Source organism: Alteromonas antoniana (genome assembly GCF_019249295.1).
Taxonomy (GTDB): Bacteria; Pseudomonadota; Gammaproteobacteria; order Enterobacterales; family Alteromonadaceae; genus Alteromonas; species Alteromonas antoniana.
Genome location: NZ_JAESDH010000005.1, coordinates 41285 through 60468, shown reverse-complemented (window position 1 = coordinate 60468; position 19184 = coordinate 41285). Strand labels below are relative to the sequence as shown.

Below are 19184 nucleotides of genomic sequence, written 5' to 3'. Positions count from 1 at the left end.
CCAGTGTAATTTTGGCGTATTGTACGCTTTTTCAAGGCCCTCAACAAAAGCAAAAAGTTACAAGTTATGTTCGATTGCATCGAATGAAATCCATTTACACAATGCATGATTTTGTAATTAGCGCTTTTTGTCCGTAAACGTTCGCGAAAAAGAGCGAATGGCATCGAAAGTGAACAATCACAACCCGCCCTGCTTCGCCGACAATACCTTGCTTTCTTTACGCTTTAATCTTTTCACACACCTATTGCCAATAACGCACAGCGGCCTCTACCGTCAGAGAAAAGAGACACCATTGCAGTCTTATCATGGCGTTTGTTGCGCAACCATTACCTAACAAAACCATTTCCGCGAGCTTTTACGTACAAATACACAATCAATCCGCCGATTTGCGTCATTGTGGTTGTAGAATTAAGCAGGTTTCTTGCCACAGGTGTAAAAGAAATCGTCTTCGGGGTGATTAGGCGTAGGCAAAAGCCTCTGTTTTTGCGACAATCTTTTCAAATTCACAATCCTACGGAAAGCAGTGTTAGTTCAGGTTCTCATTTTTATTGCTGGTCTTGCGGTTCTCAGCTGGAGTGCAGATCGCTTTGTCTATGGCGCTTCTGCTTTAGCCAAGAATATTGGTATTTCGCCGATGATGATTGGACTGACTATCGTGGCGATGGGCTCTTCTGCACCTGAAATTGTGGTCTCTGCGATTGCCTCGGCTAACGGCAATATGAACACGGCAGTGGGAAATGCAATGGGCTCTAATATCACCAACATCGCACTGGTGCTGGGGATAACCGCGCTGGTAAAGCCGCTTTGCGTGTCTTCGACCACCCTGAAAAGAGAGTTACCGGTACTCATTGTTATCAGCTTAATCGCGATATCCTTCATGTATGACGGCAAGCTGGCTCACTACGAGGGCATGATCTTGCTTGGCCTGTTTGTTTTCATGCTTGCAGCTATGGCATGGCTGTCGTTGCAAGTTGATAAAGAAGATCCGCTGATGGCGGAAACGGCAGATGAAATCCCCAAAAATGTCAGCACCGGCTCGGCAGTCATATGGATTGGGGTTGGTCTGGTGTTGCTGCCGCTAAGCGCGCATTTTCTGGTAGACTCGGCAGTGTATATTGCCCGTGCTTTCGGCGTCAGTGATCTGGTCATTGGCCTGACAATTATTGCACTGGGTACCAGCCTGCCTGAGTTAGCTGCGAGTATTGCCGGCGTGATGAAAGGTGAGGACGACCTGGCGCTGGGTAACATCATCGGCTCGAATATTTTCAACCTGTTAGCTGTCTTAGGGATGCCAGGGCTAATCGCACCGGGACTGTTGGATCCCGATGCCTACAACCGCGATATGTGGGTGATGCTTGGCCTGACTTTGCTATTGTTCCTGTTCAGCTTTAATTTAAAAGGAAACAGAAAGATAACGCGTGTTGAAGGCAGCCTTTTCGTATGTTGCTTTATCGGCTATCAGTTCTGGTTGTTTGCGTAATGTCATATAACGAATCCCCCTATATTGCTTCCGCCAAAAATGTGATTGGCATTGAAGCTCGCGCGATTGAAGCGCTGGCGACCCGGCTGGATGACCGTTTTGTTGCTGCCTGTGATTTATTGCTGCGCTGCACAGGAAAAGTCGTGGTGTGTGGAATGGGCAAATCAGGCCACGTCGGCAATAAAATTGCTGCGACCCTTGCCAGCACCGGAACCCCCTCCTTTTTTATGCACCCGGGTGAAGCAAATCATGGCGACCTTGGCATGCTCAGTAAGAACGACGTATTGCTTGCCATATCCAATTCGGGCGAAACCTATGAGTTACTTAATTTATTGCCGGTAGTAAAACGTCTTAACGTACCGGTTATTGCGATGACCAACAAGCCATCCAGTACACTGGGGCAACATGCCGATGTGTTCCTCGATATCAGTGTCGAGCAGGAAGCCTGTTCTCTTGGATTAGCCCCGACTTCCAGCACCACAGCCACGCTGGTACTGGGCGATGCACTTGCCATTGCGTTGCTGGACAAAAAAGGTTTTACCTCTGATGACTTTGCCTTGTCTCATCCCGGCGGCAGCCTGGGACGAAAGCTTCTGCTGAAAGTCAGCGACATTATGCTAAGTGGTGATGCACTTCCGCTGATATCGCAAACCGCGAAAGTGTCTGAAGCATTGCTTGAAATATCCCGCAAAGGCCTGGGAATGACTGGAATACTGGACACAGAGGGCAAGTTGGCAGGCGTATTTACAGATGGTGATTTACGGCGCATTCTGGATGCCAGAATTGATATTCACACTACCAACGTGGCGGACGTCATGACCCGGGGTGGTAAGACGACCCAGGCAGATGAACTGGCGGTAGAGGCGCTAAACTTAATGGAAGCCCATAAAATCAGTGCGCTGATGGTTGTAGATGAAAATAATACACCGACGGGCGCCTTTAATATGCATATGTTGTTGAAAGCCGGAGTGCTCTGATGTCGCAAACCGAAACCCTTTATACTACTCTCAACGCTGAACTGTTCGCACAACTTAGCGAGATTAAGCTGCTGGTATGCGATGTAGACGGCGTATTCTCAGATGGCCGTATTTATCTGGGCAACGATGGTGAAGAGTTAAAAGCCTTTCACACCCGGGATGGTTATGGCGTCAAGGCGCTGGTAAAAAACGGCGTGGATGTCGCCGTGATTACCGGAAGACGCTCTGCGATTGTTGAAAGCCGAATGAAAGCGCTGAATGTGGCGCACATAATTCAGGGCGAAGAAGATAAAGCAACCGCTCTGGGTCAGTTGAGTCAGCAGTTGGGACTGGCTCCTTATCAGATTGCCGTAGTCGGTGATGACATGCCGGATACTGGTATGTTTCCGTATGCAGACACCCGCATTGCCGTTCAGGATGCCCACCCTGCAGTGAAACGACAAGCAAACTGGGTAACCACCTTGCCAGGCGGCTTTGGTGCCGTGCGCGAAATCTGTGACACCTTGCTTCAGGCGCATGACCTGCTGGATAACATTCACGGAGCCAGTGTATGAGCGACGGCGGCGGTGTAAGCCGGCTTGGTCTTAGCATCTCAGCATTGTTCGTGCTGGCATTATTATTGTATCTGCCGGTATGGATGGAAGAGGAGCCGGAGACCCGCGAGCAACAGCGCATTGACGCGTTGCAGCCAGCGTATAAAGCAAGAAACCTCACCACCACGTTTTATGATGACGAAGGTAACCGTAACCATCAGATTTTTGCGACCAGCATGGAACATTATGATGAACTGGGTTTCGTATTGTTTCAGCAGCCTGAATACACAATCTACCTGGAGCAGCAAACCTCGTCCTGGCAAGTCACGGCGAAAGAAGGCACATTGTATAACGATGACCTGATTCAGCTTGATTCTGACGTGCTGATCAAAAGCCTGAATGACGACGCTTTTGTGAGCACGATTTCTACTGAGTTTATTGAAGTTAATCTGGATACACAGAAGATGGTGTCTGACCAGCCGGTATTGATTCGGGGGACTCCTTACACCATCAACAGCAACGGGTTTAAAGCCGATTTAAAAACCCAGGAATATGAGTTAATTGATCATGTACAGACCATTTATTCCCCTGGCAATTAGCCTCTTGCTTGGGGTTAGTCAGCTCGCGCTGGCAGACAGCAGTGACTTTTCTAAGCCAATAAAGGTGGATTCGAAATCGCAGTTTGTCGACGGTAAAAATAAAACCTCACTGTTTAAAGATGATGTGAGAATAACGCAGGGCAGCCTGATTATCGATGCAGATGAAGTTGAAGTCATCGCCACCGCGGGGGAAGGCAAAGAAGTGTTTGTCGCGCGCGGTAAGCCTGCCAGCTATTCACAAACCATGGATGACGGAACGCCAGTGCAGGCCAAAGCCAATGAAATTCGCTATGAAGTCAGCAAACGCACCATTTCGCTGGCTGGCAACGCCGAATTGCAGCAGGATACCAGTATGGTGAAAGGCGACAATATCACCTATGACATGGCGAAGGAGCAGTTACTTGCAACCGGTGGCGACGGCGACAGTAATGGCCGTGTAACGACGGTATTTCGTCCAGAATCTTTCGACAATCTCTCTGAACAGGATGAGTCAGACAACGATAATGCGCAGGATGCCAAAGAAGAGGATAAGCCGTAGTTATGTCAACGCTGACTGCGAAAAACCTGGCAAAAGCGTATAAATCCAGGCAAGTCGTCCGTGATGTGAGTTTATCGGTATCTACCGGTCAGATAGTCGGACTATTGGGTCCCAACGGCGCAGGTAAGACCACAACATTTTATATGATTGTTGGTCTGGTTCAGCTTGGCAAAGGGGAGATTCTGATTGATGATGAGATCCTGACGCATCAGCCCATGCACGAGCGTGCACGCAAGGGTATTGGCTACCTTCCTCAGGAAGCATCGATCTTTCGCAAACTGACTGTCCATGAAAATATCATGGCGATTTTGCAGACGCGTAAAGCGTTAAGTACTGCAAAACAGGAAGAAGAAGCTGACGCGCTACTTGATGAATTCAATATCAACCATATACGTAATAGTACGGGTATGAGTTTGTCTGGTGGTGAGCGTCGACGGGTGGAAATTGCTCGCGCACTGGCAGCCAACCCACAGTTTATTCTGTTGGATGAGCCGTTTGCGGGTGTTGATCCCATATCGGTTAATGATATAAAGAAGATCATTCAGCATCTGCGGGACCGGGGTATTGGGATCCTGATTACTGACCACAACGTGCGTGAGACACTGGACGTGTGTGAAAAGGCGTATATCGTCAGTCACGGAGAACTGATTGCACAAGGAACCGCAGAAGAGGTGCTAAGCAATCAAAAAGTAAGGGATGTATACCTTGGTGAACAATTCAGGCTATAGTTAACGACAAGTAAAGTCAGAAAATACAGTCGCTACCTCTTCAGGGTATATTTGGAATAACGCATTTTTTAAGACGTAGATGAAACCATCTTTACAGCTAAAATTCAGTCAGCAACTTACAATGACGCCGCAGTTGCAGCAGGCAATCAAGCTGCTGCAATTGTCGACACTCGATCTCCAGCAGGAGATTCAGGAAGCGCTGGACTCCAATCCGCTTCTTGAAGTAGAGGAAGGCGGCGATAATGACCCGGCTGAAAAAAACAACATCGATAATGATGACAGCATAACGGAAACCGCCAGCACTAATTCAGACAGTCTGGAGGCAGGTGACGCGCTGGAAAAAAATGACTTACCTGACGAACTGCCCATCGACAGTACCTGGGATGAGTACTACTCTGCGTCGTCTGCGCCTGCACCTGGCCCCTCTTCTAATGACGAAGACCAGGTATTTCAGGGTGAGACCACCGATAACATTCAGGACCACTTGCTTTGGCAAATGCGCCTGACTCCGTTTTCCGACATTGATCGCGCCATCGCCACGGCGATTATTGACTCCATCGACGAGTCTGGCTACCTGACAGTGACACTTGAAGAGATTCTGGAGTCAGTGAACTCTGACGAACTGGATGATGCCGATGAGCCGGTTGAAATGGACGAGGTGGAGTGTGTACTTAAGCGCATTCAGCAGTTCGATCCGATTGGCTCTGGCTCACGCACACCGCAAGAGTGCTTATTAGTTCAATTACGCCAGTTTGCTCCCGACACGCCCTGGGTTGCAGAAGCTAAAATTCTTCTCGAAGACTATTCTGACTTGCTCAGTAGCAAAGATTACCGCACCTTAATGCGCAAGAGCCGCCTGAAAGAGGATCAACTCCGCGAGGCCATGCGAATGCTGCAGACACTGAACCCTCGCCCAGGTAGCGCACTGATTACTAAAGAGCCTGAGTACGTCATTCCTGACGTCTCTGTGGCGAAGAAAAACGGCCGTTGGGTGGTTGAATTAAACCCTGACAGCCTGCCTAAACTGAGCGTTAATCAACAGTATGCTGCCATGAGCCGTAAAGCGCGCAACAGCAGCGACTCTCAGTTTATCCGTTCGCACATGCAGGAAGCCAAGTGGTTCATTAAAAGTCTGGAGTCTCGGAACGAGACACTGATGAAAGTGGCTAACTGCATTGTTCAACAACAGATGGGCTTTTTTGAACATGGCCCGGAAATGATGAAACCAATGGTGCTGAATGATGTCGCAGAAATGGTGGATATGCATGAATCGACAATTTCACGTGTAACCACTCAGAAATACATGCACACCCCTCGTGGTATTTATGAGCTGAAGTATTTCTTCTCCAGCCACGTAGCGACAGAATCCGGTGGTGAATGCTCATCCACTGCAATTCGTGCATTGATCAAGAAGCTGGTGGCGGCTGAAAAGCCAAGTAAACCGCTAAGCGACAGTAAAATTGCGCAGTTGTTGGCCGAACAAGGCATTAAAGTTGCCCGGCGAACAATCGCAAAATACCGGGAATCGCTATCGATCCCACCGTCGAACCAACGTAAGAGCCTTATTTAACAGGCTTGATAATATAAGGAAGACGAAATATGCAAATTAACCTCACTGGTCATCATGTCGAAATCACCGACTCTTTGCGTAGTTATGTCGATACTAAATTCAGCAAACTGGAAAGACACTTCGATCATATTTCGAACGTGCATGTCATTCTCAATGTTGAAAAGTTAAATCAAAAGGCAGAAGCCACGGTTCACCTTAGCGGTGCGGAGGTATTTGCGTCATCCGAAAATACGGACATGTACGCAGCAATCGATAGCATGGTCGATAAACTTGACCGGCAGGTAATTAAACACAAGGAAAAAATGAAGAAACATTAATTGATGGATATTCAAGCCCTTGTCAGCCTGGACCGCACGGAATGTGCGGTCCAGTGCAACAGCAAAAAGCGAATTCTGGAGATTATCAGCCAGATTGCCGCTAAAAATAACCCTACCATCGACGAAGCCGTTGTCCTTAGCAGCCTGCTCAGCAGAGAACGAATGGGCAGTACTGGCATCGGTAATGGCATTGCACTGCCGCACGGGCGTTTGCCCGGCCTTGAGCGTGTACTCGCCATTGTTGTCACCAGCACACCCCCCATAGATTTTGATGCATTAGATGACAAACCCGTCGATATCTTTTTTGCCCTGTTGGTCCCCGAGGAACAAACAGAAGGTCACCTGCAGACATTAGCCACCGTTGCCAGTAAACTGAGTGATAAAGACACGATTAAAGCCATTCGAAAAGCGAATAGTAGCGACGATATTATCACTGCTCTGAAATAACGCGCGTTTTTAGGGAGAGGCGCATTGAAGCTTATCATCATTAGTGGCCGTTCCGGCTCAGGCAAATCCGTCGCCCTGCGCGCACTGGAAGATCTTGGCTATTATTGCGTCGACAATATTCCGGTTAACCTGCTACCCACGCTGACACATACTGTCGTCGATGAGTATGAACAGGTCGCCGTCAGTATTGATGTACGAAACCTGCCAAAAAACCCGGCAGATTTAGTCGAAATTCTCGACTACCTGCCATCGTCATGGTCAATGACAATTGTCTACATTGATGCCAGCGACGATGTGCTAGTGAAGCGCTTCAGTGAAACGCGCCGATTACACCCGCTGGCGAAACTCAATAAGTCGCTGTCGGAGGCGATCAAAGCAGAATCTGACTTGCTCGCGCCTATCGTTGAGCGTGCCGATTTGTATATCGATACTGACCAGTTATCTATCCATCAGCTGGCAGAGCTTATCCGTGAACGTATTCTGGGTAAAAAAAGCTCGCGGCTGGTGCTGGTTTTTGAATCCTTTGGCTTTAAACATGGTATTCCGAAGGATGCAGATTATGTGTTTGACGGTCGCTTCCTGCCAAATCCACACTGGGAGCCGGATTTAAAGCACCTTACCGGGCTGGATGCACCAGTACAGAATTTCCTCGGCTCTCAACCGTTAGTTACCAAATTCATCTGGCAAATCCAGAACCTGATCACGACCTGGCTACCGCACCTTGAGCGTAATAACCGCAGCTATGTCACCATTGCGATTGGGTGTACGGGCGGGCAACATCGTTCAGTGTTTGTCGCAGAAACACTGGCCAGAACCTTCAGTGATATGCATCCTGATGTACAGATTCGTCACCGGGAGTTAAATCAGTAATGCGCGCCAGCAAAACCGTTACCATCGTTAATAAGCTCGGATTGCACGCCAGAGCAGCCACACAACTGGTGCAGGTAGCCAATAAATTTGATGCAACAGTGACACTGTTGAAAGGTGATAAAGAAGCGGACGCAAACAGCGTGCTAGGCCTGATGATGTTAGAAAGTCATCAGGGTGAGCAGGTTGAGATCATTAGTGACGGAGAAGATGCAGAAGAAGCGTTGCATGCTATTGCCTCATTAATCGACGGGAAGTTTAACGAAGAAGAATAGTTCGCTTACTGCTGCACACCGCAATAATACCCGTCATGGGCTTACTCTGCCGTTGCAACGTTTAGTGAGGCTTTAGCGGGCTTAAGCGAACTGAGTACCGCTCACAAGCATAAAAAAGCCCCGATGATACGGGGCGTTTTTATTAACGTTTGACACGTCCGGCTTTACTCAGGTTGAGTGGCATCAGGGGATGTTATTTCAGGTTCATCATCAGCATCCCGGTTAACAACAGCACAGTCTCGGACATTTTTCTGCACCGTAACAGCAGAGAACAAACTTAGTGTAAATGCCATCCCGAAGAAGCCCATTTCGCTTAACAACAAGTCCGCATTAAACAGTCCTACACACAGTAAGACAACCGACGCACCGGTAGCTATCCAGCAAAGCATCAGGTAGATGGCAGTGGTTTTTATTCCTTCCATTTTGTCCCTGAACGTTTTTTGCAGAGATACCGCCGAAAACAATGCCATCAGCAATACAGCAAAATAGTACCCTTTCTCATTAAGTGGCATAGCCGCATTTAACAGCCCGATACAGTAAGCGCCGGCTCCCACAAGAAGCGCACCAATAGCAGCAATACGAAACGCTTTAGTTGGCTTTGACATAATCTTTATCCTTTTAATACTGGTGTTAAACGGGCTTTCTGACCTGAAGCGTCCAGTGTGTAAACAGCGTCCGCTAAACCATACTGATTCAGGTAATTGCCAATGGTTGTGAAGGTGGTTGTTCTGACCGTGCGACCATGATCTGACACACTAACGCCATCAGAAAATATCTCGCCAAGCGTCAGTTTGAAGCGGCTCAAGCGAACTTTTTCAGGTGAAAAATACGCTTTTGCATTGGCTTTCAGTCGCGCTTTGTCGGTAGTGCCGTAGACAGCAGCGTTAATAATATCCAACGTATATTCCGTGCAGTTCTGGTAGGCAGAATTAAAGGGGTTAGCAATGACCGAATACGCAGGATTGTGTAAACCCGCTACCTGGTTATCCTGAAATATCTTCAGTATCGCCAGTTGCAGCTCTGGAGTAGGAATAATAATGCCGGCCTTCAGGGCGTGCGCCCCCCAGAAAAAGTCTACCGGATAGTCGGTCACCAGTTCGCTGACATCCAGGTTATCAGGCGTTTGATAAAGGTTGTGAATGGCATAGCCTCTCGCGGTACTGCCATCATCCAGCGTGATATCTGAATAAATAGCAATGGCCGTATGCGTGAAGCTTATTCCCTGCGGCAACTCTTTCTGCGCTCGCCCCTGCCTCGCCAGGATTGCGACTCTTGCGCCTTGCGCTGCCAGATCTTTTTCCACCTGCTTGGAGAAACTGGCAATCGCATCGGGACTAAAAACCGGCGATTGGGCCGCCTGGCTTCCCGCCTGCGCGTACCGGGCTGACAATAAAATAAGTAATACCGCGAGTAACCTACGCATCATTTACTCCTTATCGTCGGTTTGACGATGAGTAATGGCAATATCTGGCGCTGCGTCGACCGTAATGACAGTGTCGGTGATAATCAGCGTTTCCGGTGCATCATGCTTGTGTGATGCATCATGTGCAGCCGATACCGCCGCTGCGCTTAACACCACCGGGGCGGCAATGACCGCACTTCCTACCGCGACTGAAACCGCCGCGCCTTGTGAGGCCGCAATAGCGCTGTGCTTTGAACCTTTAGCACTGTGTCCTACAGAATCATCAGCCTGAACATATCCGCTTGCCAGTAAGGCAGCTAAAACCATATAACGTGCTTTCATTTTCCTCTCTCCTTTGAGAATGGTGAGCGGCTCATGCCGTTCAACACGCTCTACGCTACGGGCAAGGAACAAATAAATAAACCTTTATATAAAATGTCGACTATAATGACCCCATTGGTATCATTTTTTAATACTTATGAGTCAGATAACCCAATTAACCCGTGTCCTTAAGCAATGCCTGAGAGAGCATAACCTCACCTATAAACAGGTTGCAGAGCAACTAAGCATCAGCGAAGCCAGTGTAAAACGAAGTTTTGCACAACAGCGCTTTTCGCTTGAGCGCCTTGAGGCAATTTGCCAGTTGCTGGCAATGACACTCAGCGATTTGTTCGCCACTGTTGAAAAGCAGCGTCAGCGACTGTCTCAGCTTACCGTAGAGCAGGAGAATACATTACTCGACGATCCAAGGTTGTTGCTGGCAGCTGTTTGTGTGCGTGATGGATGGTCGTTTAAAGACATCATTGGGTATTATGCGATTTCCGAAACTGAGGCCATTCAGTTGCTTGCCCGACTTGACCGTCTCAAACTCATTGAGCTGCTTCCCGATAATCGTTACCGCTTATTGATCGCGCAGGACTTTCGCTGGATCCCCGGCGGGCCGCTGGAGCGGTTTATGGAGCAGGAAGTCATGGTAAAGTTCATGGCTCCGAAGAAAAACGAGCCATGGACATTTCGCTTTTATTTACGAGGACGGTACTCCCCTACCTCGATAGACATCATTCAACGGCGACTTGATCAGATCACGCACGAAGCTGCCCAGTTAAATGAAGAAGACCGGAGTTTACCAGTCACTGAGCGCAAGCATATGGGGTTATTGATGGCGATGCGCCCGTGGGAGCCCTCCTTATTTGAGAACATGCGCCGACCGCCACCTGCCCCTGAATGAAAGTGTGAGACAGTCCTCAGATTGTCTACCACGTTAAGTTTGAAGGCATGACAAAAAGCGCGCCTGTCTGTGAATTACCATGACAGCCTCAGGCGTTGTGCGATATCCTATAGCATATTAATAATCAGTCAGTTAGGCGGAGCAGACAGTGGCAGAAGCAGTCGAATCAAAATATGCTCAAAGTCAGCTGCGACAGCTCAACGCGGCACTCTCTACAGGGCGCTTTGTCTCGGTTCGTAAGCTGTTACACGAATTGCCCCCTTCTGATGTTGCCCTCATTCTTGAGTCCAGTCCTACCAAGACCCGTGATGAGCTATGGGATCTTATAGACGCTGACATTCACGGCGATATTCTCGAAGAGCTTTCAGAAGAAGTACGTAACGGCATCATAACCAAAATGGTGCCGGCCAATGTGGTCGATGCCCTCGAAGAAATGGACACCGACGATCTGGCAGAAACGCTTAGTAGTCTGCCGGATGAAGTCCTGCAGGATATCCTGCAGTCAATGGATGCACAGGACCGACTCCGCGCTGAGCAAGCTCTATCCTACGGTGAGGAAACTGCCGGGTTCATTATGAACACCGACACCATTACATTGCGACCCGATGTCACCGTAGATGTCGTATTGAGATATATTCGCCTGAAGGGCGATTTGCCCGAGAATACGGACACATTCTATGTGGTAAACCGCACTGATAACCTCGTTGGCATTGTCCCTGTCGCCCGCCTGCTTACTGCCGATCCTGATGATAAAGTCGGTGATGTGATGGACGAGGAGGCTGAAGCCATTCCGGTTAATATGCCGGACGATGAGGTCGCCAGTCTGTTCGAGCGTTACAACTGGTTGTCGGCACCGGTCGTTGACGAGAAACATCGTCTTGTCGGTCGTATTACGATTGATGACGTTGTGGATATTATCCGCGAGGATGCCGAGCACTCGATGATGAGTATGGCCGGTCTGGATGACGAAGAAGATACCTTCGCGCCGGTATTACAAAGTACCAAGCGCCGCTCAGTCTGGCTTGGCGTTAACCTGGTCACCGCCTTATTGGCCGCTGCTGTCAGTGACTTGTTTGAGGCGACACTAAGCCAACTGGCAGTGTTAGCTATTTTAAATACCATCGTGCCCAGTATGGGCGGCGTCGCCGGTAATCAGACACTGACGCTGGTTATTCGCGGTATGGCGCTGGGGCACGTAAATGCCAGTAACTCCCGCTGGCTGATAAGCAAAGAACTGGCTGTCGGCTTTTTTAACGGGATCATCTGGGCAGTGTTGATTGCGTCAGTCATCGCCCTGTGGAAACAGGATGCGATGCTGGGTGTTATCATTGCCTTTGCCATGCTCGTAAACATGATTGCCGCTGCGCTGTCTGGCGCAACGCTGCCAATCATTATGAAAAAGCTGAAGATAGACCCCGCACTGGCGGGTAGCGTGATCCTGACAACCATCACTGATGTGGTGGGTATTTTCGCCTTTCTGGGCACAGCGACACTGTTTCTTATGTAAGCATCAAGGCAAAAAAAAGTCCGGCATGCCGGACTTTTTTTATTTGATGACCTTCAGCGAAGGTTTGCCTTTTTTAGGAGGAACAGGCGCATCTGCCTGCTTATCCGTTTTTTCGTCTACCGCTTTCGGTGCTGAGGTATCCTGACTTTGATCGGACTGTGGTTCAGCGGTGGGTACCATTTCATCTTCCGTGGCAAACACCGTGCCTGCGCCATTCTCGCGGGCGTAAATTGCCATCACAGCCTGACAGGGCATGCTAATTCGGCGGGGTTGCCCACCGAAACGCGCCTGGAATGACAAGCCATCCGTATCCAGGTAAAAGTTCACACAGGCTGATGGAGAGATATTCAGAACAATCTGCCCATCTTTGACAAACTCCTGTGGCACCTCCACCAACTCGTTGTTGGCGTCTACGACAATATAAGGCGTCAATTCATTATCGACGATCCAGTCAAAGAACGCGCGCAACAAGTACGGCTGATTAGAGGTCATTGATGTCATAACGGGTTATGGATCTCGCGTTCCTGATCCGTCAGAGAAGCTTTGAATGACGTCCGTGAGAATAGACGATTCATATATGCATGAACTTCTTTCGCACCTGCGCCGTTAAGCTCAATGCCTAATAACGGCAGACGCCATAACAGCGGTGCCAGGTAGCAATCTACCAGGCTAAACTCTTCATTCATGAAATAAGGCATTTCAGCAAATACCGGCCCCAGTGCAAGCAGCGCTTCACGTAGATCATTACGCGCCGCATCAACATCGCCTTCGCCACGGAAAATTTTCTCTGCCAGTGAATACCAGTCCTGCTCAATGCGGTGCATCATCAGACGACTCTGACCACGAGATACCGGATACACAGGCATCAGTGGCGGGTGAGGAAAGCGCTCATCCAGGTATTCCATGATGATATGAGAGTGATACAGTACCAGCTCTCGGTCCACCAGCGTTGGAACCGTACCGTAAGGGTTCAGGTCAATCAGATCTTCGGGCAGGTTTGTCGGATCGGTGTAGCTGATCTCAACCCCCACTCCTTTCTCTGCTAAAACAATACGAACCTGATGACTGTAAATGTCAATGGTGTCAGAGAACAACGTCATTATTGAACGTTTATTCGCGGCTACGGCCATTAAGTTTCCTCCGTCGAGAAATATCGAAACCCGGAAAGGCGACCGGGCTAACTATCAAATGCTAAAAAAGGGGGCGAGATGCCCCCTTAGCTATTATACATAAAAACCGTGACGTTTAGTGCACTTCTCGCCAGTAATCTTTCTTCAGCAAGTAAACAAATACGAACAACACCACGATAAATACCAGTACCCACTTACCGATGCGGTGTGAGTCCAGTTTGGAAGGTTCACCGGTATACTCCAGGAAGTTAACGATATCGGCTACCGCCTCATCGTATTCGCCCGGAGACATAGAGCCGGTGCCGTCAGACTTAATGCCGACGTAACGCTCTACCATTTCACCGTCTACCATCACTTCTTCCGTGGTCTCACGTGGGATACCCTGTAGCGGTTCCAAAACATGCGGCATGCCGACTTCCGGGAACACCTTGTTATTCACACCAAACGGACGGCTCTCATCTTTGTAAAAAGAGCGCAGGTAGGTATAGATCCAGTCTTCGCCACGAACACGGGCTACCAGCGTCAGATCCGGTGGCGCTGCGCCGAACCAGCCAGCCGCAGATTCTGCAGGCATAGCACGGGTAATGTAGTCACTGACTTTCTCACCGGTAAACTGCAGATACTGCTCGCCCAGCTCATCTGAGATCCCCAGGTCTTTGAACGTGCGCTGATAGCGCTGATACTGCATTGAGTGACAACCCAGACAGTAGTTCATAAACAACTTGGCACCACGCTGAAGCGAGGCTTTGTCAGTTAAGTCAATTGGCGCTTCATCCAGGTGAACATTGCCACCTGCGGCCATGGCCATACCCGGCAGAAAGAATGCCAGAAAGCACATCAGTTTTTTCATTTAGGGATCCTCTCTGGTACAGGTTTGGTGTTTTCGTTCTTGCTGTACAGGAACAACGCGACAAAGAAACCGAAGTAAAGCACGGTAGCTACCTGAGATGCGATGATTTTCCAGTTTTCCTGTGGTGTACCACCTAAGTAGCCCAGGAAGATGAAGACAATCGCAAACAGGATCAGGTTCGCTTTGTGTAAACCACTGCGATAGCGCCATGATTTCACTCGACCGCGGTCTACCCATGGCAGTGCAAATAGCGCTACAATCGCTCCAAACATTGCCAGTACACCCATCAGCTTATCCGGAACCGCTTTCAGGATGGCGTAGAACGGCGTGAAGTACCAAACCGGGAAGATATGCGCAGGCGTCTTCAACTGGTTGGCAATCTCAAAGTTTGGATGCTCAAGGAATTTACCGCCCATTTCAGGAGCGAAGAACAGAATGTACGTAAAACCAAACAGGAATATACAGAATGCCACAAGGTCTTTCAGCACGATGTGCGGGAAGAATGGTACGACGTCGTCAGCGATGTCATATTTACTGGTGTAGTACTCATGAATTTTATAAGGCGTCTTTTCAGACTCTGGTAACGACCCTTTCTTGTGTTTGATTGCCACACCATCCGGGTTGTTTGAACCGACTTCGTGCAGAGCAATAATGTGCAGGAATACCAGAATAACAATAACCAGCGGCAGCGCGATAACGTGCAGCGCGAAGAAACGGTTCAACGTAGCGCCTGAGATGACATAGTCACCCTGGATCCAGATAACCAGGTCCGGACCAATAACCGGAATCGCACCGAACAGCGATACGATAACCTGTGCGCCCCAATAAGACATTTGACCCCAGGGTAGTACATACCCCATAAAGGCTTCAGCCATCAGCGCCAGGTAGATAAACATACCGAAAACCCACAATAATTCGCGAGGCTTCTGGTAAGAACCGTAAATCATACCGCGGAACATGTGCATGTATACCACGATAAAGAACGCCGATGCGCCGGTGCTGTGCATGTAGCGGATAATCCATCCGTAATCTACTTCACGCATAATGTACTCAACCGAGGCAAAAGCCCGGGCTGAAGAAGGTTCAAAGCTCATCGTAAGCCAGATACCGGTTACGATTTGGTTTACCAGTACAATTGTGGCCAGAAAACCAAACACGTACCAGAAGTTCATGTTACGGGGAGCTGGGTACTGGATGGCGTGCATATTTGCCACGCGCATCATAGGGATACGTTCTTCAATCCATGCTAGGAAACCAGACATGTTACGCAACCTCCGCTTCTGAGCCGATGATAACCGTATTGTCATCAACGAACTGATAAGGAGGCACCACCAGGTTTAGTGGAGCCGGTACATTTTGAAATACGCGACCTGCCATATCAAACTTAGAGCCGTGACATGGGCAGAAGAAACCGTCAGGAACGCCTTCCACGACTTCTTCAAATGCACCATCTTTCAGATACTGTGGAGAGCATCCGAGGTGGGTACAAATACCGACCAGGATCAGATACTCTTCTTTTAGTGAACGATACTGGTTTTGTGCAAATGCAGGCTGCTGTTCTGCTTCCGAATTAGGATCTTTCAGCCTGTCTTCATGCTTGGCCAACTCGCCTAAGGTATCCGGCGTACGACGAACAATCCACACCGGCTTGCTTCGCCACATCACACGAATTAGCTGACCAGGCTCAATCGCACTGATGTCCACTTCAACGTCAGCACCGGCCGCTTTCGCTCTTGCGCTCGGATTCCAGGACGCAACAAAAGGCACTGCAGCACCAACGACACCAACGCCACCAACAACAGATGTCGCAACCGTTAAGAAGCGGCGACGGGTATTGTCTTTGGGCTGGTTGTCAGTTTGTGCAGACTCTTTTGCATCTACAGATACATTGCTCATCCACATTTCTCCAGGTTCGGATAATTATGGTGCCTGACAATATCGAATGATTATTATTAGGATAACCGTCAGTACGCCATATCGGCTTGTCATGAAGTTAGTTCTTCCGGGTAATTTTGTCCGGTCGAGAATTCACGAAAGTTTGTCATAATTTTCGACCCGAAATGATAAGGGAAAACCCCTTAAATATACAAGGTTTTACTGGAATTAAACGGTGAAATAGTTGGCTTGCATTTATACAGAATTCTCTGCAGCTACCAGCAGTTAGCGTTTTTATGCAACTTTCGTCGTAATTCTCGCCAGCAAGGTTAAAGGTTTGTCATCTTTCTCACAATGCGTTTACAACACAGTAAACCGGGGAGAATTCTTAAAGATGCAATGACAAAAGGCATAGTTCTACTGTTATGCACGTTGTCACTGGTAAAATGGGGAACTGCAGATAATAAAAAACCCGGCATAAACCGGGTTTTTTGAATAAAACGTAAAATTAACGCTTTGAGAACTGTGGACGTTTACGTGCTTTATGCAGACCCACTTTCTTACGTTCAACGCGACGTGCGTCACGAGTAACGAATCCTGCTTTACGCAGAGCGGGACGCAGTGCTTCATCGTAGTCCATCAGAGCACGAGTAAGACCGTGGCGGATTGCGCCAGCCTGACCGTTTGAACCACCACCAGCAACGGTGATGTAAACGTCAAATTTTTCAGTCATTTCTACAAGTTCCAGTGGTTGACGAACCACCATGCACTCGGTTTCACGACCAAAGTACTCATCAAGAGCACGTTTGTTTACTGTGATGCTACCTGTACCTGGACGCAGGAACACACGAGCAGTAGAACTTTTGCGGCGGCCTGTGCCGTAGTATTGAGTATCTGCCATGTCAGTTGCTCCTTAGATGTCCAAAACTTGTGGTTGCTGTGCTGTGTGTGCATGTTCTGCACCAGCGTAAACTTTCATTTTACGGAACATTGCACGGCCCAGAGGACCTTTTGGCAGCATTCCTTTCACTGCTTTCTCAATAACCATTTCTGGTTTGTGAGCAAGTAGCTTTTCAAAGTTAGTTTCTTTCAGACCACCTGGGTAACCAGTGTGTGCGTAGTACATTTTGTTCTGCGCTTTACGACCAGTTACTGTTACTTTCTCAGCGTTAATAACGATGATGTAATCACCGGTGTCAACGTGAGGAGTATATTCTGGCTTATGCTTACCACGAAGGCGCATAGCAATTTCAGAAGCCAAACGGCCTAAAGTTTTGTCTGTGGCGTCAACCACGAACCAGTCGCGTTTTACCGTCTCTGGCTTAGCAACAAAAGTTTTCATTTAAATTCACCCGAAAAATATCGTCGTTACTGATTTTCTGCGTCAGAAAATCACCATAAAAATCAATGCGTGAACCCCTTCGAGTCCATTGATTCTTCCACCTTCCCAAAGGTGGGCGTAACTGGGCAGGGCGCGAATTATACAGGATTTGCATAAAAAGCGAACCCCTGAGGGCTTTTTTTTCAGAATATTTGCTTGTCGGGGTGTGGAACAGCTAAGAGTGACGCCCACACTTAGCAAGCGGATTAGGTTTGTCGGGCTTTGTCGCGCTATTCGGGTGTATAACCGGGCGATACAGACACGCCACTCTCGTCTCGCCCGCAGGTCAGGTTTCGGATAAATCGGGTAGCGGCCTCGATGTCGGTCTCGCTTGCGTGTGTTCGCGGGTTCCGCGTTCACGTTTATATGCAGTGGTAGTCGCTGCGAAGGCTGTCCAGAGAACTCATGCCTCAGGTCTACTTTGTCACAATTGATGTTTTGATACCTTCCCAGGCACTGCAAAACTGCATAATGTGGTCTACTGTTCTTATATCCGATATCAAACCGATCGTTAGTCGACGTTTTATGAACCGATGGTGGCTGCATCTTTCCCTGTTGCTAATTTTCATTAGCCCTTCTGTATTCGCTCAGGGAGATATTATTTACACTCGCGCATTTCCTGGCGAAGCGTATGGCTATTATCACGCCAAGGTTCTTCAGCGCGCTATTGCGCTCACCCCGGAATATGGCGAGCGTAATGTGGTTCCCCACCCTCAACCCATGCCGCAGGCACGACAGATATTGACCATCAGAAATGGCGATGCTCATGTTATGTGGTCAGTCACCACGGATCAACGAGAGACGTTGATGATTCCGGTCCGGTTTCCGCTGTTGCAAGGGTTCGCCGGTTATCGGGTATTTGTTATCCAGCAAGGCAAGCAGTCACAATTCCCTCACTCAATGACTCACGCACAGCTACGTAAACTGCGTTCGGTGCAGGGCAATGACTGGCCGGATTTTGAGATATTGCGCGCCAATGGCTTCGATGTTCATGGTGCTGACTGGAGCGATTGGTTTGCTTCCATGTTTGCCATGGTTCAACGGGGTGTGGTCAATACCTTCCCCCGTAACATTATTGAAGTACATAATGATTTGGTCCGTCACCAACAACGTAATGTGCAGCTTGAACAACACCATTTGCTCCGCTATCCCAACTATGAATACTTTTTTGTGTCGCCATCCAGTCCGGAGCTAGCCACACGAATAAGACGCGGGCTCATCAGAATGCTCGAGAACGGGGAAATGCGGGAGCTGTTTTTAGAGCACGATAGTCATAAAAAAGCCGTCACACTCGCCGCTGACCCTAAGCGCAAAGTACACGATCTGGTTAACCCGTCTTTGTCTTACTCACTGGACTATCATCGCTGGGTGGATGATCCTGAAAGGGCGATAGCCGCGTTACGACGAAATCCTTAACCAGCTAGACACATTTTGATGCGGATCATTAACACCGGTTAAGCCTGATGCGGTCGTTAACGGG

The 19184-nt window shown here is 48.8% G+C and carries 24 protein-coding genes; 14 read left to right on the top strand and 10 right to left on the bottom strand.

The window, feature by feature from the left end; all coding sequences use genetic code 11:
* The first annotated feature begins 523 nt into the window (after positions 1-523).
* The 11 genes from JKP77_RS05490 (at position 524) to JKP77_RS05440 (ending at position 8331) form a co-directional block, all read left to right on the top strand.
* A complete protein-coding gene (locus tag JKP77_RS05490; RefSeq protein WP_218310203.1) occupies positions 524-1480 on the top strand; it encodes a calcium/sodium antiporter in 957 nt (318 codons plus the stop codon).
* Positions 1480-2457: a KpsF/GutQ family sugar-phosphate isomerase gene (locus tag JKP77_RS05485; protein ID WP_218310202.1), complete on the top strand. Its 978-nt coding sequence runs from the start codon at positions 1480-1482 to the stop codon at positions 2455-2457. The genes JKP77_RS05490 and JKP77_RS05485 overlap by 1 nt, the downstream gene beginning before the upstream one ends.
* Positions 2457-3011 carry a 3-deoxy-manno-octulosonate-8-phosphatase KdsC gene (gene kdsC / locus JKP77_RS05480; protein ID WP_218310201.1) on the top strand — a complete coding sequence of 185 codons (555 nt, stop codon included), beginning with the start codon at positions 2457-2459 and terminating at the stop codon, positions 3009-3011. Before JKP77_RS05485 ends, kdsC begins: the two co-directional genes overlap by 1 nt.
* Complete coding sequence (gene lptC / locus JKP77_RS05475; protein WP_218310200.1) at positions 3008-3589, top strand: LPS export ABC transporter periplasmic protein LptC; 582 nt, start codon at positions 3008-3010, stop codon at positions 3587-3589. Before kdsC ends, lptC begins: the two co-directional genes overlap by 4 nt.
* On the top strand, positions 3558-4127 hold the full coding sequence (gene lptA, locus JKP77_RS05470; RefSeq protein ID WP_218310199.1) for a lipopolysaccharide transport periplasmic protein LptA: 570 nt from the start codon (positions 3558-3560) through the stop codon (positions 4125-4127). Before lptC ends, lptA begins: the two co-directional genes overlap by 32 nt.
* Before the next feature lie 2 nt (positions 4128-4129).
* Positions 4130-4855, top strand: a complete 726-nt coding sequence (lptB, locus tag JKP77_RS05465; RefSeq protein WP_218310198.1) for an LPS export ABC transporter ATP-binding protein — start codon at positions 4130-4132, stop codon at positions 4853-4855.
* A gap of 79 nt (positions 4856-4934) precedes the next feature.
* Complete coding sequence (locus tag JKP77_RS05460; RefSeq protein ID WP_218310197.1) at positions 4935-6425, top strand: RNA polymerase factor sigma-54; 1491 nt, start codon at positions 4935-4937, stop codon at positions 6423-6425.
* 29 nt (positions 6426-6454) lie between these two features.
* A complete protein-coding gene (gene hpf, locus JKP77_RS05455; RefSeq protein WP_218310196.1) occupies positions 6455-6742 on the top strand; it encodes a ribosome hibernation promoting factor in 288 nt (95 codons plus the stop codon).
* A 3-nt stretch (positions 6743-6745) separates the two neighbouring features.
* Entirely contained in the window at positions 6746-7189 is a 444-nt protein-coding gene (ptsN, locus tag JKP77_RS05450) for a PTS IIA-like nitrogen regulatory protein PtsN (RefSeq protein ID WP_218310195.1), read from the top strand.
* Between the two features lie 24 nt (positions 7190-7213).
* Positions 7214-8059, top strand: a complete 846-nt coding sequence (gene rapZ, locus JKP77_RS05445) for an RNase adapter RapZ (protein WP_218310194.1) — start codon at positions 7214-7216, stop codon at positions 8057-8059.
* Positions 8059-8331 (top strand): HPr family phosphocarrier protein, encoded by a 273-nt coding sequence (locus tag JKP77_RS05440; RefSeq protein WP_218310193.1) that lies wholly within the window; start codon positions 8059-8061, stop codon positions 8329-8331. The genes rapZ and JKP77_RS05440 overlap by 1 nt, the downstream gene beginning before the upstream one ends.
* Before the next feature lie 164 nt (positions 8332-8495).
* On the opposite strand, the gene yiaA is transcribed toward JKP77_RS05440, so the two are convergent.
* The 3 genes from yiaA to JKP77_RS05425 are packed head-to-tail and all read right to left on the bottom strand — an operon-like array spanning position 8496 to position 10075.
* The gene (gene yiaA / locus JKP77_RS05435) at positions 8496-8936 is read right to left on the bottom strand and encodes an inner membrane protein YiaA (RefSeq protein ID WP_220100079.1); all 441 of its coding nucleotides are present in this window, start codon (positions 8934-8936) and stop codon (positions 8496-8498) included.
* 5 nt (positions 8937-8941) lie between these two features.
* A complete protein-coding gene (locus tag JKP77_RS05430; protein ID WP_218310368.1) occupies positions 8942-9754 on the bottom strand; it encodes a DUF2145 domain-containing protein in 813 nt (270 codons plus the stop codon).
* A gap of 3 nt (positions 9755-9757) precedes the next feature.
* On the bottom strand, positions 9758-10075 hold the full coding sequence (locus tag JKP77_RS05425; protein ID WP_218310192.1) for a hypothetical protein: 318 nt from the start codon (positions 10073-10075) through the stop codon (positions 9758-9760).
* A 136-nt stretch (positions 10076-10211) separates the two neighbouring features.
* On the opposite strand from JKP77_RS05425, the gene JKP77_RS05420 reads away from it, so the two are divergent.
* The gene (locus tag JKP77_RS05420) at positions 10212-10961 is read left to right on the top strand and encodes a helix-turn-helix domain-containing protein (protein WP_218310191.1); all 750 of its coding nucleotides are present in this window, start codon (positions 10212-10214) and stop codon (positions 10959-10961) included.
* Between the two features lie 148 nt (positions 10962-11109).
* Positions 11110-12468 carry a magnesium transporter gene (gene mgtE / locus JKP77_RS05415; RefSeq protein ID WP_218310190.1) on the top strand — a complete coding sequence of 453 codons (1359 nt, stop codon included), beginning with the start codon at positions 11110-11112 and terminating at the stop codon, positions 12466-12468.
* Positions 12469-12507: 39 nt separating this feature from the next.
* Here the strand turns inward: mgtE and JKP77_RS05410 are convergent, their stop codons facing one another.
* The 7 genes from JKP77_RS05410 to rplM form a co-directional block, all read right to left on the bottom strand.
* Positions 12508-12969 carry a ClpXP protease specificity-enhancing factor gene (locus JKP77_RS05410; protein WP_218310189.1) on the bottom strand — a complete coding sequence of 154 codons (462 nt, stop codon included), beginning with the start codon at positions 12967-12969 and terminating at the stop codon, positions 12508-12510.
* Entirely contained in the window at positions 12966-13598 is a 633-nt protein-coding gene (sspA, locus tag JKP77_RS05405) for a stringent starvation protein SspA (protein ID WP_218310188.1), read from the bottom strand. The genes JKP77_RS05410 and sspA overlap by 4 nt, the downstream gene beginning before the upstream one ends.
* A gap of 115 nt (positions 13599-13713) precedes the next feature.
* The gene (locus tag JKP77_RS05400; RefSeq protein WP_218310187.1) at positions 13714-14448 is read right to left on the bottom strand and encodes a cytochrome c1; all 735 of its coding nucleotides are present in this window, start codon (positions 14446-14448) and stop codon (positions 13714-13716) included.
* Positions 14445-15710, bottom strand: coding sequence for a cytochrome b (locus JKP77_RS05395; protein ID WP_218310186.1), 1266 nt, complete (start codon positions 15708-15710; stop codon positions 14445-14447). Before JKP77_RS05395 ends, JKP77_RS05400 begins: the two co-directional genes overlap by 4 nt.
* A 1-nt stretch (position 15711) precedes the next feature.
* Positions 15712-16344 (bottom strand): ubiquinol-cytochrome c reductase iron-sulfur subunit, encoded by a 633-nt coding sequence (petA, locus tag JKP77_RS05390; protein WP_218310185.1) that lies wholly within the window; start codon positions 16342-16344, stop codon positions 15712-15714.
* A 487-nt stretch (positions 16345-16831) separates the two neighbouring features.
* Entirely contained in the window at positions 16832-17224 is a 393-nt protein-coding gene (gene rpsI, locus JKP77_RS05385) for a 30S ribosomal protein S9 (protein WP_218310184.1), read from the bottom strand.
* A 12-nt stretch (positions 17225-17236) separates the two neighbouring features.
* Positions 17237-17665, bottom strand: a complete 429-nt coding sequence (gene rplM / locus JKP77_RS05380) for a 50S ribosomal protein L13 (RefSeq protein ID WP_218310183.1) — start codon at positions 17663-17665, stop codon at positions 17237-17239.
* A 564-nt stretch (positions 17666-18229) separates the two neighbouring features.
* Between rplM and JKP77_RS05375 the strand changes: the two genes are divergently transcribed.
* Complete coding sequence (locus JKP77_RS05375) at positions 18230-19120, top strand: hypothetical protein (protein WP_218310182.1); 891 nt, start codon at positions 18230-18232, stop codon at positions 19118-19120.
* Positions 19121-19184 lie beyond the last annotated feature (64 nt).